The following is a 16189-nucleotide window of genomic DNA, read 5'->3' on the forward strand; positions in this document are numbered from 1 at the left end:
GCGGTGTTCCTTTTCTGATGCGGGGTGGCGGGGAGCGGTGGTGGCTAGAGCCAGCCGGGGACCACCAGGGCCAGCCAGGCCAGGACCGGGCCTGCGACGATGACGATGCCGCTGTAGCCGAGGATCTGTTTGTAGAACCTGTCCTTGTCCACGCCTTCCGGTGCGTTGGCCAGGACCAGGGCGCCGTTGGTGGAGAACGGCGACACGTCCACAATCGTGGACGCAACCGCGAGGGCGCAGATGACGCCGACAGCGCCGATGTCGCCGGAGGACAGGAACGGGACGGCCAGCGGGATCAGTGCGGCCAGGATGGCGGTGGAGGAAGCGAAGGCGGAGACCACGGCGCCGATGTAGCAGATGAGGAGTGCGGCCAGGAGCGGCAGGCCCATCCCCGCCACGCCGCCGGAGACAAACTCGATGGTGCCGGCTTCCTCCAGCACACCCACGAAGGTGAGCATGCCGCAGATGAGCAGCACGGTGGACCAGCTGATCTTGTTGATCGCGCCCTTCTGGGCGGCCGGGGACACCAGTGCCAGCACAATCGCGATGGTGATGGACACAAAGCCCACGTCCACCTTGAAGCCCAGCGCGATGACCGCAAGCGCGATCAGGCCGGCGATGGTCACCAGCTGCGGGAGGCGCTGCGAACGTTCCCGGGTGGCTGCCACGCCGTCGCCGGCGGGGTCGCGGGGACCGTACATGCCGGAGCCGAAGCCCTTGAAGGCCACGTCACTGCCGGCCTTCGCGCCGACGCTGACGGACATCCGGGCCTCCGCTGCCTGCTCCACAAAGTGGCCCACGCGGGAGGACAGCAGGGCCTTCCCGCCCAGGACGATGAAGAGGATCACGGCGATCACGAGGTTGAAGCCCAGGCTGGAGAGGAACAGCGCCGTGGGGCTGAAGTCCAGGTCCGTTTTGGCCAGGATGCCGTTGACGGTGACGCCATACACGGCAATGGGCGAGAAGCCGCCTGCCTGGGCGCCGTGGATCACCATCATGCCCATCAGCAGGGGGCTGATCTTGTATTTTCCGGCGAAGCTGAGCGCGATCGGCGCGATGATGGCGACGGCGGCGGGAGACAGCGCGCCCACGGAGGTGATCACGGCGGTGATGGCAAACATCACCCAGGGAATGAGCGCCACCCGGCTGCCCACCAGCCGGACGGCACCCCGGACCAACAGGTCGATGGTGCCGTTGTTCTGCGCAATCGCGAAGAGGTAGGTTACCCCGACGATGGTCAGGAAGAGGCCGCCGGGGAAGTTGGCGAGGATGTCGTTGGTGGACATTCCCAGGACAACGCTGCCCAGCAGGAAGGCGCCCACAAACGCCAGCGCGCCCATGTTCAGGGGCAGCACGGTGGCGAGCAGGAACATCGCCGCCAGGATGATGATGGACAGGACAGGAGCGGACATCGTTGGTTCTCCATTGCAGAAAATTGTGACGTGGATTACTGGCTCACTGGACTAGCCTCTTAGACAGTGAGTCTATCTGTCAATAGGTTTGCACTGTATTCTGGGAGATAACGACGACGTAGCGGGGTTTTGTGGAGAAGTCATCACGGCTGGGACTCGAGCGGGTGGCGCGGCCACGGCTGTACGAGCAGCTGGTGGAGCAGATTCTCGCCTACATCGAATCGGCCAAGCTGGGTCCCGGCGACCTGCTGCCGGCCGAACGCGACCTCGCCGAACGGCTGGGCGTTTCCCGTGCCACCCTGGCGCAGGCACTCGTGGCCCTCGAGGTGCTGGGGGTCATTGACGTCCAGCACGGCACCGGCGCGGTCCTGGCCCGCCGGCCCAGCGTCGCTTCGGTGATCAAGGGCCTGCGCGAGCACCGCAGCCGGCTGCCGGAGATTGTCGAGGCCCGCAGTACCTTGGAGGTTAAGCTTGCGGCCCTCGCCGCCGTCCGGCGCACGGACGCGGACCTCACCGCCATTGACGGGGCGCTGGAGGTGATGGCGGCGGAAATCGGCGACGGGGACCGCGGCACGCATGGCGACGAGCTGTTCCACCAGGCCGTCACGGGCGCGGCGCATTCCTCGGTGCTGGCGCAGTTGATGGCGTTCATCGCCGAAATGATCCTGGAAACCCGGATGGAGTCTCTGGGCCAGCCTGGCCGGCCGGAGCAGTCCCTGGCCTCACACCGGAAAATTGCCGACGCCATCCGCGCCCAGGATCCTGACGGCGCAGCCGATGCCATGCTGGCCCACATCGAACTTGTCTCGGATGTGGAGCTGCTCCGCTAGCTGCCCGGGCGGGCGCCGTGCGGCACGGAACAGCCCGGATCCTAAGGTTGTCCGCAGATCAGGGCCCTGAAGGTTCGGATCCGCGGACAAGCCTGGGAAGGCAGCAGCAGGTCAGTACCCGTAGGAACTGGAGCTCGCGTACGTGAGCCCGATGATCAACAGCAGCCAGAAGGCGCCGTACCCCAGCAGGCACAAGTAGCCCAGCACCAGGCCGGTTATGGACATGCCCTTGCCGGCCGGTTCGCGCTTCAGCGCCATGTGGCCGGTGATGATGGCAGCGATCTGCGGGATCATCAGCCAGCCCACCAATACCGAGGCGATGCCACACACCATGCTGGCAATGCTTAGCGTCTTGGGCTGGGCGGCCATGCCGTAGTAGCCCTGCGGGGCATATGGGCTGCCGGGCGCACCGAAGGGACTGCCAGGCTGGGCGTAAGGTCCCGCGGCGTACTGGTTGCCGTATTGGCCCGTCGGGGCCTGGTTCGAGGCGTAGTGGTCGCCGTGGGCCGACCCCTGCGGCGCCTGGTAGCCGGCCGGCCCATGGCCCTGGCCATAAAGCGGCGGCGCCTCGTTTGCGCCGTAGGGCGGAACGGGCGGGGCGTCGGAGCCGTACGGCGGCACAAAGGCAGGCGGTTCATAGCCCGACGGCGGGACACCGGGCTGCGCCGGATCGAAGCCTTGGGCGTCGGGCTTGTTGGCAGGCTGGTCGGTCAAGAGGGTCCCCCTAGGATTTCTTTCCAGCCTACCGCCGCGTGCCGGTCAGCGCCCCAAATACGGCAGCAGATATACCGCGAAAACTATAACGACAGCCAGCAGCGCCAGCCGGAGCCCGCTGGTGGTTCCGGGGTGCTGGACCTTGATGCTGCGTCCCTTGCGGGACCGGTTTCCCATTTGCCGGGCGCCGGCCTTACCGCCGGCCTTACTACCGGGCCTGGCTTTGCCGGCGGTCCCGGACAGGCTGCCGCCGGCCGGCTGGGCGTTGGCGGCGCTGCCGGGTGCAGGGCTGCCGGGTCCGGGGCTGGCGGGCACCGGCCGGGGTCCGCGCGGCGGGAGGCCGCCGGCCGGCCGGATCACGGTGCCTGGCTGAACCGTGCGGAACGCCGTGATCCCGGGCTCCTGTTCGTGGGTGAGTTCCTGCCCGAGCTGGGCGTACAGGCCCACCACCGCCTGCGGGTCGAGGACCGGGGGCAGCGCGTTGATGGCACCAACAACGCGCCCGGCTCCAGCCACGGCCACGTCCGAGTTGGTGACGCCGAAGAGATCCGGCTGCGCGGCCATGCAGATCATGGGACGCACCAGCCTGCGGTGCTGCGGTGCCAGGACGGACGCCACGGCGGCGCACTGCGCCAGGGCGCCTTCCACCGCCTGGGTCCGCGCGTACCGGCCCTGCCACAGCACCCCGGCAGCAACACGCACCTCACCGGTCCAGTTTTTGGCGTCCACCACCACCACGCCGCCCGGTCCCACCAGGACGTGGTCCAGGTTGGCTTTGGGGCGGCCGGGCCAGTGGACATCGTGCAGCACGTACCAGCCGCGGGGCACCAGTTCGCCGAGCTTATCGGCCACCAGTCGCTCCCCCACGGCACCGGCATCCCAGGCTTTGGTGGCCCGCTCGGCGCGGTCCAGCTGGAGCTTCAGCCGGGCCACCCTTTCGGCCGCCAGCCGTGACTGCTCAGCTGCCCCGTCCCCTGCGCCCATGGCCGTCCCTGCTTCCTGGCCGGAGCAACGATGGCGGCAGGCCGGCGTCGTCCGTGGTTGATGTCATCCCTGGATTTTCTTGAAAAGTAGCAGCGGGCCAAGGAGCCGGTATATAAGTACTTTCTGCCCGGGGTACTCGGTGCCACTACTTGGTTGATGACGCCCCCGCGTCACAGGGGCGCCCAAAAGGGACCGGATTCTGGACGGTTCGTTTTGACTGCCGCCCGCTTCTGGCATGCTGGTCCCATGGCTAGCCGCGCGGGTACAGTTGCCCAACCCCAGGACCTTGTTGACATCACTGCGCTCCTTGACGCGTATTACGACATCACCCCGGACCTGGGGGACCCGGCCCAGAGGGTTGCCTTCGGCACCTCCGGGCACCGCGGCTCCAGCCTGAAGGCGTCGTTCAACGAAAAGCACATCGTCGCGATCACCCAGGCGATCGTGGAGTACCGGGCCGGGCAGGGCATCACCGGCCCGCTGTTCCTGGCCAAGGACACCCACGCACTGAGCGAGCCGGCGCAGAACTCGGCCCTGGAAGTATTGGCTGCCAACGGGGTCCAGGTCCTGGTGGACGCCCGCCACGGCTACACGCCCACCCCCGCCCTCAGCCACGCCATCCTCACCTACAACCGGAAAGCAGCGCCCGGTGCGCCGCAGGCGGATGGCATCGTGGTGACGCCCAGCCATAACCCGCCCGGCGACGGCGGCTTCAAGTACAACCCGCCGCACGGCGGACCCGCCGATTCGGACGCCACCGGCTGGATCGCCAACCGCGCCAACGAATTGCTCGAAGCCGACCTGCGCGGCGTGAAGCGGATCCCCGTCGCGGATGCCCTGGCCGCGGAGAGCACCGGCAAGTTCGACTTTCTCAGCAGCTACGTGGACGACCTGCCGTCAGTGCTGAACCTGGACGCCATCCGTGAGGCGGGCGTGCGGATCGGCGCCGACCCCATGGGCGGGGCGGCTGTTGACTACTGGGGTGAAATCGGCGAGCGGCACCACCTGGACCTCACCGTGGTGAACCCCACCGTGGACCCGCAGTGGGCGTTTATGACGCTGGACTGGGACGAGAAGATCAGGATGGACTGCTCATCGCCGTCCGCCATGGCCTCCCTGATCAACCGCATGTCCGACGGCGCCGCCTTCGACATTGCCACGGGCAACGACGCCGACGCGGACCGCCACGGCATCGTCACCCCTGACGGCGGGCTGATGAACCCCAACCACTACCTCGCCGTGGCCATCGACTACCTCTACCGGAACCGCAGCGGCTGGAACCCGGAGTCCGTGGTGGGAAAGACCCTGGTGTCCTCCTCCATCATCGACAGGGTTGCAGGCAGCCTCGGCCGGAAGCTCGTGGAAGTTCCCGTGGGCTTCAAATGGTTTGTTCCCGGCCTGCTCTCCGGCGAGGGCGCCTTCGGCGGCGAGGAATCCGCCGGCGCCTCCTTCAACAAGCTGGACGGCAGTGTGTGGACCACCGACAAAGACGGCATCCTGCTGGCCCTGCTCGCCTCCGAGATCACCGCCGTGACGGGCAAATCACCCTCCCAGCTCTACAAGGGCCTGACGGACCAGTTCGGCGCCCCGGTGTATGCCCGGATCGACGCCGCCGCCACGCGTGAGCAGAAGGCGGCACTGGGCAAGCTGTCGTCGTCGGACGTCACCGCGACGGAACTGGCCGGCGAGGCCATCACCGCCAAGCTGACCGAGGCCCCGGGGAACGGCGCTTCCATCGGCGGCCTCAAGGTGGTCACCGAGAACGCGTGGTTCGCGGCCCGCCCATCCGGCACCGAAGACGTCTACAAGATCTACGCCGAGTCCTTCAAGGGCGAAGAACACCTCAAGCAGGTCCAGGCCGAAGCCAAGGCCCTGGTGGACGGCGTCATCGCCTAGCCCCAAACGCCAGATGCTCTATCACTTATGGTTCCCATCCGGCCTGGTTGGGAACCATAAGTGATAGAGCATCACTGGTTTAAGCGGTGTTCCTGACTGCGGGTCAGAGGGTGCGGACAACCTCGTCGTAGGAGAACTTGGGCTTGGCCGCACCATAGGCGTCGGCTCCGGGCTGGCCGATGTTGACCACCAGGAAGCTCTTCTGGTCACCTGCCGGGAAGAATTCGGCATCGATGGCGGCGAAGTTGGCGCCCGTCATGGGACCGGCGGCAAAGCCCAGGGTGCGGACGGCCAGGATGAAGTAGCCGGCCTGCAGGTGCGCGTTGTTGTTGCCCGTGGCGGCGGCCAGGGCGGGATCGGCGTCGTACATGGCCTTGGGGGCGTTGTAGCCGGGCAGGAAGTTGTCCCACTGGCCGGCCCAGTGGGTGTCATAGCTGAGGACGGCAACGAGCGGCGCGGAGGCGGTCTTGGCCTTGTTGCCGTTGGCAAGGGTATCCACCAGCTTGGCGCGGGCCTCGTCGGAGCGGATGTAGGTCACGCGCAGCGGCTGGGAGTTGAAGGCCGTGGGGCCGAACTTGGTCAGCTCGTAGATGGCGCGGGCCTGGTCCTCGGTGACATCCCCCGTGAAGGAGTTGGCGGTGCGGGCCTCGGCGAAAATCGCGTCGACGGCTGCGGAATCGATAACCGCTTCTTCATGGGCAATGGTCATTGGCTTACCTTTCGCTGTACCTCCCCGCTCACGGGGGGAGACTTGTTGCTTCCTATGGTTGCAACTTCAACTGAAGTTGTCCTCTTCCCGTGACGGCCCGTGACGTTCACCACAGCAGCGCCGCGCGGTAGTCTGTTGCCAGCAAATCCCCGCCCTCCACGGCACCCTCCCCACCTTTGAAAGGCCCCGCCCCCATGAGCATGCTCGGAACCAAATGGAAGCTGCACGGCACCGGCAAGGCCATCAAACCGGGCCAGGTGGTGGCGCCGGACGAGCGGCTGGCCTGGCCACTGACTATCGGGGTGGGCATGCAGCACGTGGTGGCCATGTTCGGCGCCACCTTCCTCGTTCCGATCATCACGGGCATGCCGCCTGCCACCACCCTGCTTTTTTCCGGCATTGGTACCCTGCTGTTCCTGGTGATCACCCGCGGGAAGGTGCCCAGCTACCTCGGCTCAAGCTTCGCGTTCATCGCACCCATTACGGCGTCGCAGGCGCAGTTCGGTGTGGCCGGCGCCCTGGGCGGCGTGGTTGTGGCCGGCGCGGCGCTGGCCCTGGTGGGGGCCATTGTCCAGAAGTTCGGATCAGGCTGGATCAACCGCCTGATGCCCCCCATTGTCACGGGCGCGATCGTCGCCCTGATTGGCCTCAACCTCGCGCCGGCGGCCAAGGACAACTTCGACAAAGCCCCCATCACCGCGGTGATCACCCTGGCCACCATCATCCTGGTCAGCGTTTTGTTCCGCGGGATCCTGGGCCGGCTCAGCATCCTGGTGGGCGTGGTGGTGGGGTACCTCGTGGCCATGCTCCGCGGTGAGGTCAGCTACGAAAAGATGGACGCCGCAGCCTGGGTGGGGCTGCCCCAGTTCCAGACCCCTGAGTTCCACATCGGCGTCCTGGGCCTTTTTGTCCCCGTGGTCCTGGTGCTGGTGGCAGAAAACATCGGGCACGTGAAGTCCGTGGCGGCCATGACCGGGCAGAACCTCGACGGCGTCTCCGGACGTGCGCTGATGGCCGACGGCACCGCCACGGTACTGGCCGGCTTCGGCGGCGGATCGGGCACCACCACATACGCGGAAAACATCGGCGTGATGGCAGCCACCAAGGTCTATTCGACGGCGGCCTACTGGGTGGCGGGCATGTTTGCCATCCTGCTGAGTTTCTCGCCCAAGTTCGGTGAACTCATCGCCACCGTCCCGGCCGGCGTCCTGGGCGGCGCGGCCACCATGCTGTACGGCATGATCGGCATCCTGGGTGTCAAGATCTGGGTGCAGAACAAGGTGAACTTCGCCAACCCGGTGAACCTGACCACCGCGGCCGTGGCCCTGATCATCGGCATCGCCGATTACACCTGGACCATCGGCGACCTGACGTTCACGGGCATCGCCCTGGGGTCTGCTGCGGCGCTGGTGATTTACCACGGCATGAAGGCCATCGCCAAGGCCCGGGGCACCGCGGCGGAACCCGAAATGGAGCCGGCCCCCCTTCCGCCCGCGGCGAAGGCCGCCGCCAACGCTGCGGCTAAACGCGCCAGGAAGCGCTAGCTTCCGGAGCCGGCCCCGGTTCCGTCCCGGGCACAGCTTGGGGCCGGATGCCTGGGCCTTCCGGCGCCGGGCCTGGAACCACAACGTGCAGGGCATCCCGGAGGTCCAGTTCGTGGCTCAGCGCCTGCGCCTGCAGGATGCGCAGCGCCGCCTCACGGCTGAGGCCGTATTCGTTCATCAGGCTCCGCGCGGCCAGATCCACCAGCACCAGGGAGCTTCGGACCACGGCGATCCCCGCCACGGACTCCGCCCGGCCGGCCACCTGCGCCACCATCCGGAGGGCGCCCGCCACTTTCCGGGCGTAGCTGGTACTGCGGAGGATGTCATCACTGGTGAAGGTGTAGGGCTCCGGGGAATACAGCGTGATGGCGGCGCTGCCGGCCCCCTCGGACACGATGGGGACGGCCAGCAGCGACAGGACTCCGTGGCCGGCCGCGGCGCTGGAGTACCCGGGCCAGCGCCTGTCCACTGCCAAATCGGACAGGAGGACGAACTCACCGCTGCCCAGGGCTGCCAGCACCGGCCCGTCAGCGAACGAACACTGTTCCCGGTCGGCGGCCCGGGCCTGCTCACTGCTGGCGGCGAGGGTCCGGGATGACCCCTGCCGGAAGATGGTGGCCGCCCACCCGATGCCACGGTCCGCGGCCCTGATGTCCGTCATGAACCCGCGGGTCATCTCCCCGAGATAGTTCTCCACGTCCTTGCTGTCGAGAACTGGCTCGGGTGGAACTGGAAGCGGTCCCCAGCCGACCTGCCCCGAAGGTTCAGCAGCCATGTTCCAGCCTTGCTCGTGTCCGTTGCGGCCTGCCATGAAGCCTTGTTCAAGGATACGTCGCGGCGGCGCTCCGGCGGGAGGTTTTCAGGCACCCGCAGGCACCAGGTTATGCCTCGGGACGCACCCACCCGGCGGTCATGCCGGGTCCTTGCGGCCGGGTGTGACGGGATGCCGCGGCGCGCGGACGTCCGCGCCTCTGGAGCCGGCTCTACGCTGGCGGCGGATGCGCCGCGAGAGGGTGCCGGCACGGGAAAGGCCTCCGTCCAGCCTTGGGGAAGGATGAACGGAGGCCTCCGGAACAGGGGTGCCTGCTCAGCCGGCGGCGAAGTCCTCGCCGTCGTCGTCCTTCGGGGACTTTTCCTGCGGAAGATCGTTGCCGCTGCCATCCGGGACGCCGGCCGCCTCCTGCCCCGGCTCCGAAGAGACAGGCGCGGACCCCTTGGAGTCATCATTGGTTTCGTCGATCTCCGCCGCAGCGGACGGCAGGTCCATGTCGCGTGCCACGGGCGTGTCGCCGTCGGCCTGGGACTCGTTGGTGGCGGCGTCGCCCTGATGCTGGGCGCTGCCGGCCGTTTCCTGTTCGGCCGTCGGCGTACCGTAGCCTCCCGGGTCCTTCTCGGGCTCTGCGTGCTGGTTGTCCTGTGCCATGGTTCCTCCTGGTTGCTGGTGTGGAGCGGGGTTTTGCTGGTGTGGAGCGGGGGTTGGTTGGCCGTCAGAGGCCTTTGCCGCCGGTCACGGGCAGCACCGCGCCGGAGATGTATGACCCGTCCTCGGACGCCAGCAGCACGTAGGCTGCCGCGAGTTCTGCGGGCTGGCCGGCCCTTTCGAGGGGCGTGTCCTGGCCGAAGGACGGAAGCTTGTCCGGCCATTCGGTGGCGGGGATGAGGGGCGTCCAGATGGGACCGGGCGCCACCGCGTTGACCCGGATTCCCTTGGGCCCGAGCTCCTGGGCCAGCGCCTTGGTGAACGCCACCTGTGCTGCCTTGGTCATGGCGTAATCGATCAGCGCTGGGGAAGGATTGAAGGCCTGGATGGAGGCCGTGGTGATGATGGCGGATCCGGCCTTCAGGTGCGGTACCGCGGCCCGGGCGGTCCACAGCAGGGAGTAGAGGTTGGTCTTGAACACCCGGTCGAATTCCTCGGTGGGCAGCGTCGCCAGGCTTTCCCGGTTTTTCTGGTAGGCGGCGTTAAGGACCACCACGTCCAGCCGGCCGAACTCCGCAGCCGTTTCGTCGGCAATACGCGTGCTGAACTCCTCCTCCCGGCCGTCTCCGGCGAAGAGGAGGGCCCGCTGGCCCGCCTTCCGGATCCAGGCCGCGGTGTCCTGCGCGTCGTCCTCCTCCTCGGGAAGGTAGGAGATGGCAACGTCGGCACCTTCGCGGGCGAACGCGATGGCCGTGGCCTTGCCGATCCCGGAATCGCCGCCGGTGATGAGGGCGGCCTTGCCCTGGAGCTTGCCGTGCCCCTCGTAGCTGAGTTCGCCGTGGTCCGGGGTGGGGTCCATGGGGGCCGTGAGGCCGGGCTGCTTTTGTTCCTGTTCCGGGAACGGGCCCGCGTGGTAACCGCCCCGGGGGTCTGTGGGCTGGGTGGTCTGCTTGTTCGTTCCGCTCATGGTCCGCCTGCCTGTGTCGGGTTTCGAAGAGCTTCGCCGGGTACCTGTCTTTCGAAGCTATCCCGGCCGGCGGACCGAAGTCCACCGTTTCCGTGCGAATAATCAGCAAACTTATCAAATATTGTTTCCGGACGCAGCAGCCTTGTTTCTCTGTAGCGGAGGAGTAGAAATGGATCAGCACCGATGCACGGCAGAAGGAGGCGGCGTGTCCGCAGTGGAGGACTACACTGGCCCGACCGGGAGGAATGAAACCCGGGAGGAGCAGCTGGACCGGAACTGGGCCGAACTCCTGCAGGAACTGCGGGTCCTGCAGACCGGCGTGCAGATCCTTGCGGGCTTCCTCCTGACCCTGCCTTTCCAGGAGCGGTTTGGGGATTTGGACCGGTTCCAGGTCACCCTCTACCTGGTCAATGTGGTGGTTGCCGCGCTGACCACCGCGTTCATCCTGTCGCCCGTCAGTGTGCACCGGCGGCTCTTCCGCAAGCGGCTGAAGGAAACCCTGGTCTCCAGCGCCGATGCCATCACCAAGATCGCCCTGGCAGGGATCGCCCTGCTGAGCGCCGGAACGGCCGCCCTGGTGTTCGACGTGACCGCAGGCCGGCAGGCGGGGCTGACAGCCGGTGGGGTACTGCTGGCCGTCATGGTGGTGCTCCTGGTCTACGTTCCGCTGCACTTGAACAGGCGTGCCGCCGCTGCAGGCAACGGCGCCAAATGAAGGAGGGCCGAAATATGGGCAGATGGGCCAAGGAGCACGGACTGCTCCTGGCGAACGCCGGACTGTTCCTGGTGTTCTTCGGCGGGATGATCCTTTCCGGCGCCGCATCGTACAGCGACGAGCAGCAGGCACACGGCGAGGCAGCGGTCTCCGTGCTGGAGTTCCTTGGCACCGGGGCGTTTGTGGAGGCCACCTTCGAGAACTGGGAGTCGGAGTTCCTCCAGATGGCCATGTACGTGATCCTGACGGTTTTCCTGTTCCAGAAAGGCTCTTCGGAGTCGAAGCCGATGGGAAAGGCGGCCCCGCAGGACCAGGACCCCCGGGACGCCACCGTGGGTAAATCCACGCCGTGGCCGGTGAAGCGGGGCGGTGCCGCGCTGGTGCTCTACGAGCACTCGCTGTCCATCCTGCTGCTTCTGCTGTTCCTGGCGTCCTTCGCCCTGCACGCCGTGGGCGGCGCAGCAGCCTACAGCGAGGACCAGCTAAGCCACGGCGCGGCGCCGGTCACTGTCCTGCAGTACCTGGCCACCAGCCGGTTCTGGTTCGAGTCCTTCCAGAACTGGCAGAGCGAATTCCTGGCCGTCGCCGTGCTGGTGGGAGCGTCGGTGTACCTCCGGGAAAAGGGGTCCCCGGAGTCCAAGCCCGTTGCCGAACCCCATTACGAGACGGGCTCGTAGCGCTCCCGGCCCGGGAAATCCCCGCCCGGCCCAACCGGGCCCGGCCGGCGCAGCGCCAAGTGCCGGCAGGTCCGCCTGGGGGGTCAGGCGCCTTCCAGGACCTGCGTGGTGGCCCGGGTCAGGTACTTTGCGGCGTTTGCGATCGCTTCTTCCGGGCTTCCGGCCACGTCCAGCAGCTGGGCGGCGGCCACCACGCCATGTCCGGCCAGGTCTTCGGGCGTCACCAGGATCCGGCCGGCCACCACAATCACGGGGATGCCGCGGTCGCGTGCGGCATCTGCCAGGGCGATCGGCGCTTTGCCCGTGAGGGACTGTGAGTCCATGGATCCTTCGCCGGTGATCACCAGGTCGGCTGAGCCGAGCTGGTGGGCGAGGCCGGTCAGTCCGGCAACCAGCGCAAAGCCGCCTTCCAGCGTGGCGCCGGTGAAGGCCAGGAACGACGCCGGGAAGCCTCCGGCGGCGCCGGCGCCCGGGACGTTCACGTCCCGGCCCGTGGCCTCCCGGAGGATGGACGCCCAGTTGCGGAGCCCGGCGTCGAGCGCTTCGATGGCGTCAGCATCCGCGCCCTTCTGTGGCCCGAAGACGTGTGCTGCGCCGGTGGTGCCGTACAGCGGGTTGCGGACGTCCACGGCGATCCGGAAGGTGGTGGCCGCAAGCCTGGGGTCCAGGCCGGTGCTGTCCAAGGCCACAATGTCCGCCAGCGCGCCACCGCCCAGCGGGACCACATTGCCGGCTGCGTCGAGCGGCTTCAGGCCGAGCGCCCGGAGGGCGCCGCTGCCGCCGTCGGTCATGGCCGAGCCACCCAGGCCCAGCACGATCTCGGTGGCGCCGGCGTCGAGGGCGGCGGCAATCAGCTGGCCGCAGCCGTAGCTGTGGGCACGCAGCGCGTTGGCGGGTGTGGGTTCCATCTCAGCGAGCCCGGAGGCCTGCGCCGTCTCGATCACGGCGGTAACGTGGCCGGCGGCGTCCTTGTGCAGGGCCCAGGCCGCGCCCACCGGGGCAAGGATGGGGCCCACCACGGCGTTGACGCGTTCCTCGTAACCCGCGGCCACTGCCGCTTCCAGGGTGCCCTCGCCGCCGTCGGCGATGGGGAACTGGGTGGCCACCGCGTCAGGGTAGACGCGCAGCGCGCCTTCCGCGATGGCCGCTGCCGCTTCGGCAGCGGTCAGGGAACCCTTGAACTTGTCCGGAGCAATCAGAATGCGCATCCGACCATCATGCCAGCCTGCGGCGGGAAAGCGCTTGCCGGGGTCGCGCCGGGGTGGGGTTTATTACGGCCCTAGCTGCGGGGTCGCAGCACTGCGAAGTAACCGGGCACGCGGCTTTGCTCCGGCACCCCCGTGGCGGGGTTGGTTTCGATGGCCACGGCACCGTCCGCCAGCAGCTCCCAGTCCGCCGCCGGCAGGGCCCGCGCCCGCTCCACGGGACCGAAATGACCCGGCATGGGCAGCTCGCGGATGGCGCGCTCCAGTGGCGCGGGAATGCCGCGGCCGGTGGCGCCCAGATGCGAAACGTACGCCACCGGGTTGCCCTGGAAGTTTGTTTCGGCGATAAACACAGTGCCGCCCGGACCGGCGAGCCGCCGGAGGTTCGCGGCAAACGCAGCCTGGTCCGAGTGGTCCAGGACATGGAGGACGCCGCGGACAAAAACGTTGGCGCTGCCGCCGGCCACCAAGGATTCCGCCGCGCCCGGTGCAGTCATGTCCCGGACCTCGAAGCTGGCATTGCCCAACCCGGCGGCTTCGGCCCGGGCCCGCTCCACCGCGTGCGCCGAGATGTCCACACCAATGGCCTGGCTAAACAGGCCGGCCAGGGACCGGGTGAAGCTGCCGTGGCCGCAGCCAACGTCCACCACGGGCAGGGCAGGGTCCAGGTATTTCACCAGCGTGTCCCGGTAACCCAGGAACTCGTGTTCGGTGCCGGAGTCCCACAGGACTTCCCCGCCGATACCGGTGGTCCTGATGCCGGCCCAGTAACGGTCCCAGGCCACCGCCCGGTCTTTGGGGGCGGAGCGTGAGAGCCGGGCCAGCCGGGGAATCAGCAGGTATCGACGCGCTGCAGCCAGCAGGGAGCGCAGTGCCGGCGGGCATGCGCCGAAGGAACTTTTGACGGTGGACACGCCTCAAATATAAGTCCGGAACGCCTTTCCGGGCGCCCATGCACTTGTTCTGTGACAGCGCCAGCCCCGGGCACTGCCCGTCAGGCTCCGTGCCCGGAGTCCAGCTGAAGCCACGCCATGGCCTCCGCGCGGGAGGTGAAAAAGCGCGTAGGGCACGGCAGCTTGTTGATGCCCAGGATGAAGTTGGCCAGCACCTTGTCCACGGGCGAAGAGCCCAGCAGGGCAATCCGGGATGCCTGGCAAGGCCGGCCGAAAACGGCCCGGGCGCCGCGGCTGACCTGCGCCGTGGTGGCCATGTCAACCAGCATGGGATGCGTGTCGGTGCCGCAGAGGAGGTTCACCCGGCGCATGGCATCCTCGGCATCGGCCTCGCTGATGGACGCGCCGCGCGGCCACAACAGCTGAAGCACGCCGCCCGCATCGAGGGTCAGGTCGCCCTTCACAGGTTCAGCCGGCTGATCCGTCACGCGTCTCCTTCGCAGATTACCTATGGAGCCCATCACCCCTGCTCCCCCTACAATGTACTCAACTGTGAGGGAAGGGGACATTGTGGCGGCTGATGTGCCGTGTGAATGGCGCGCACCCCGTACCGCCGTCGTGGCAGATCCCGACGCCGGCCGGCTGGAGGTCAACGCCGCTGCACTCCGGCGCGTCGGTTACGCCGTCCGGACCACCGGTGACGCCGCCGGCCTGGCTGCCCTCCTTGCCACCGGCCAGCCCTCGGTCATCGTGGCGGACGCCTCCCTGTCCGCCGTGCATTCCGACGCGCCCATGTTGGTCCTTGTGGACCTTGATGACCCGGCCGACATTGCCGCGATGACGCCCCCCGGCATCCACGACTGCATCACCAAGCCCCCGCCGCCCGCCGAACTGGTCCACCGTGCCACGGCACTGATCGACCAGGTGGCCCGCCGCAGCAGTGCCAGGCAGGAAGCCGAGGCCCTCCGCGGGCAGCTCCGCCAGGTCTCCGCAGCCGTCCGCGCCACGAACAACCCGCAGGAAATAGCCCAGCACGTCGTGGCGGGCTTCGGTAAAACCTTCGGCGCCGACCGGGTGTGGCTGACCACGTTCGAAGACGAACGGGTTCCGCGCATCACGGCCACGTGGAACCGGCCCGGCCTGGTACCCGCCGGCGCCGAGGCCATCCCGGACGAAGTGCAGGCCCGCCAGGTGGCGGATTACCTCTGGGCCGGGACCGAGACACTCTCCACTGACGCCTCCGATGAGGAAGCCACCGGCGGCGAGGGCCCGGCGTCGGGCATTACCGATGCCGTTTCCTCACTGGCCGTGCCCATGGGCGAAGGCGATTCCTCCCTGGGCATCATCTGGATTGCCATGGTGGACCAGCCCCGGCAATGGTCCCGGACCGAACGCGGACTCATCCAGCACGTGGCCGGCAACGCGGCGCACGGGCTGATCCAGAGCCACCTGATCAGCAACCAGCTGCAGGTGGTCAAGCAACTGCAGCAGCTGGACAAGGCCAAAACCGATTTCCTGGCCACCGTCAACCACGAGCTGCGCACACCCCTCACTTCGATCATGGCGTATCTGGACATGATCCAGGAGAGCACCGAGGGTCCGGTCTCCTCCGAGGTGCACCAGATGCTGGACATCGTGGTGCGGAACACGGAACGGCTCCGGTCCCTGATCGAGGACATGCTCAGCGTCTCCCGCGCGGGCCTCGACAACAGCCTGCTGCACCTGACCCCGGTCCGGCTGGGGCACACCCTTGACCTGGTGGCAGCAGCCCTCCGGCCGCTGGCCAAACTGCAGAACGTGACCATCGCCGTCGACTCCGTGCCTGAAGACCCGGAAATCCTGGCGGACGAGGTCCAGCTGCAGCAGGTCTTCACCAACCTGGTCTCCAACGCCATCAAGTTCACCCCCAGCGGGGGCCGGATCGAGGTGGGCAGCGTCTCGCACAAGGCCCCGGACGGCAGCCGCTGGGCCACCGTCAGCGTGGCGGATACGGGCATCGGCATCTCCAGCGAGGAAATCGATCACGTCTTCACCCGGTTCTACCGGGCCTCCAACGCCATGTCCGGTGCCATCCCCGGCACCGGACTGGGGCTGGCCATCACCCGCGACATCGTGGCCAGGCACGGCGGCAGGATCGACGTGGCGTCCACCCTGGGCCTGGGCACCACGGTCACTGTCAGCCTGCCGCTGGACGCCGACAGCAACCGGGCCAACTAGGGCCGG

At 67.8% G+C, this 16189-nt stretch carries 16 protein-coding genes; 6 read left to right on the forward strand and 10 right to left on the reverse strand.

Annotated features, from left to right (window positions below; all coding sequences use genetic code 11):
• Positions 1-44: 44 nt before the first annotated feature.
• The gene (locus QRN07_RS12350) at positions 45-1412 is read right to left on the reverse strand and encodes an SLC13 family permease (RefSeq protein WP_056601741.1); all 1368 of its coding nucleotides are present in this window, start codon (positions 1410-1412) and stop codon (positions 45-47) included.
• A 131-nt stretch (positions 1413-1543) separates the two neighbouring features.
• On the opposite strand from QRN07_RS12350, the gene QRN07_RS12355 reads away from it, so the two are divergent.
• Complete coding sequence (locus tag QRN07_RS12355; RefSeq protein WP_285241144.1) at positions 1544-2242, forward strand: FadR/GntR family transcriptional regulator; 699 nt, start codon at positions 1544-1546, stop codon at positions 2240-2242.
• Positions 2243-2353: 111 nt separating this feature from the next.
• Here the strand turns inward: QRN07_RS12355 and QRN07_RS12360 are convergent, their stop codons facing one another.
• Together QRN07_RS12360 and QRN07_RS12365 are read right to left on the reverse strand one after the other, a co-directional pair.
• The gene (locus tag QRN07_RS12360) at positions 2354-2956 is read right to left on the reverse strand and encodes a DUF4190 domain-containing protein (RefSeq protein ID WP_285241145.1); all 603 of its coding nucleotides are present in this window, start codon (positions 2954-2956) and stop codon (positions 2354-2356) included.
• Between the two features lie 45 nt (positions 2957-3001).
• Complete coding sequence (locus QRN07_RS12365) at positions 3002-3940, reverse strand: nuclease-related domain-containing protein (protein WP_285241146.1); 939 nt, start codon at positions 3938-3940, stop codon at positions 3002-3004.
• A 246-nt stretch (positions 3941-4186) separates the two neighbouring features.
• Between QRN07_RS12365 and pgm the strand changes: the two genes are divergently transcribed.
• Positions 4187-5836 (forward strand): phosphoglucomutase (alpha-D-glucose-1,6-bisphosphate-dependent), encoded by a 1650-nt coding sequence (pgm, locus tag QRN07_RS12370; RefSeq protein ID WP_050683762.1) that lies wholly within the window; start codon positions 4187-4189, stop codon positions 5834-5836.
• A 103-nt stretch (positions 5837-5939) separates the two neighbouring features.
• Here the strand turns inward: pgm and QRN07_RS12375 are convergent, their stop codons facing one another.
• Positions 5940-6545, reverse strand: a complete 606-nt coding sequence (locus QRN07_RS12375) for a malonic semialdehyde reductase (RefSeq protein WP_285241147.1) — start codon at positions 6543-6545, stop codon at positions 5940-5942.
• A 194-nt stretch (positions 6546-6739) separates the two neighbouring features.
• Between QRN07_RS12375 and QRN07_RS12380 the strand changes: the two genes are divergently transcribed.
• On the forward strand, positions 6740-8089 hold the full coding sequence (locus tag QRN07_RS12380; protein ID WP_285241148.1) for a uracil-xanthine permease family protein: 1350 nt from the start codon (positions 6740-6742) through the stop codon (positions 8087-8089).
• Here QRN07_RS12380 and QRN07_RS12385 read toward each other — a convergent pair.
• The 3 genes from QRN07_RS12385 to QRN07_RS12395 all read right to left on the reverse strand — a co-directional run bounded on the left by QRN07_RS12385 (position 8067) and on the right by QRN07_RS12395 (position 10476).
• The gene (locus tag QRN07_RS12385; RefSeq protein ID WP_285241149.1) at positions 8067-8864 is read right to left on the reverse strand and encodes a GAF domain-containing protein; all 798 of its coding nucleotides are present in this window, start codon (positions 8862-8864) and stop codon (positions 8067-8069) included. The genes QRN07_RS12380 and QRN07_RS12385 overlap by 23 nt on opposite strands.
• Before the next feature lie 312 nt (positions 8865-9176).
• Positions 9177-9512, reverse strand: a complete 336-nt coding sequence (locus QRN07_RS12390; protein WP_050683717.1) for a hypothetical protein — start codon at positions 9510-9512, stop codon at positions 9177-9179.
• Between the two features lie 64 nt (positions 9513-9576).
• Positions 9577-10476: an SDR family oxidoreductase gene (locus QRN07_RS12395; RefSeq protein ID WP_050683718.1), complete on the reverse strand. Its 900-nt coding sequence runs from the start codon at positions 10474-10476 to the stop codon at positions 9577-9579.
• Between the two features lie 205 nt (positions 10477-10681).
• Between QRN07_RS12395 and QRN07_RS12400 the strand changes: the two genes are divergently transcribed.
• On the forward strand, positions 10682-11191 hold the full coding sequence (locus QRN07_RS12400) for a DUF6328 family protein (RefSeq protein ID WP_050683719.1): 510 nt from the start codon (positions 10682-10684) through the stop codon (positions 11189-11191).
• 14 nt (positions 11192-11205) lie between these two features.
• Complete coding sequence (locus QRN07_RS12405) at positions 11206-11868, forward strand: DUF6766 family protein (RefSeq protein WP_050683720.1); 663 nt, start codon at positions 11206-11208, stop codon at positions 11866-11868.
• Between the two features lie 83 nt (positions 11869-11951).
• Here QRN07_RS12405 and QRN07_RS12410 read toward each other — a convergent pair whose 3' ends face one another.
• The 3 genes from QRN07_RS12410 to QRN07_RS12420 form a co-directional block, all read right to left on the reverse strand.
• A complete protein-coding gene (locus QRN07_RS12410) occupies positions 11952-13076 on the reverse strand; it encodes a glycerate kinase (protein WP_285241150.1) in 1125 nt (374 codons plus the stop codon).
• A 71-nt stretch (positions 13077-13147) separates the two neighbouring features.
• On the reverse strand, positions 13148-13936 hold the full coding sequence (locus tag QRN07_RS12415; protein WP_050683763.1) for a class I SAM-dependent methyltransferase: 789 nt from the start codon (positions 13934-13936) through the stop codon (positions 13148-13150).
• 131 nt (positions 13937-14067) lie between these two features.
• A complete protein-coding gene (locus tag QRN07_RS12420; protein ID WP_442853698.1) occupies positions 14068-14487 on the reverse strand; it encodes a DUF7793 family protein in 420 nt (139 codons plus the stop codon).
• Positions 14488-14518: 31 nt separating this feature from the next.
• Here QRN07_RS12420 and QRN07_RS12425 point away from each other — a divergent pair, with 31 nt between their 5' ends.
• On the forward strand, positions 14519-16183 hold the full coding sequence (locus tag QRN07_RS12425; protein ID WP_231685976.1) for an ATP-binding protein: 1665 nt from the start codon (positions 14519-14521) through the stop codon (positions 16181-16183).
• Positions 16184-16189: the final 6 nt, after the last annotated feature.

The organism is Pseudarthrobacter sp. MEB009, assembly GCF_030208875.1.
Classification (GTDB): Bacteria; Actinomycetota; Actinomycetes; order Actinomycetales; family Micrococcaceae; genus Arthrobacter.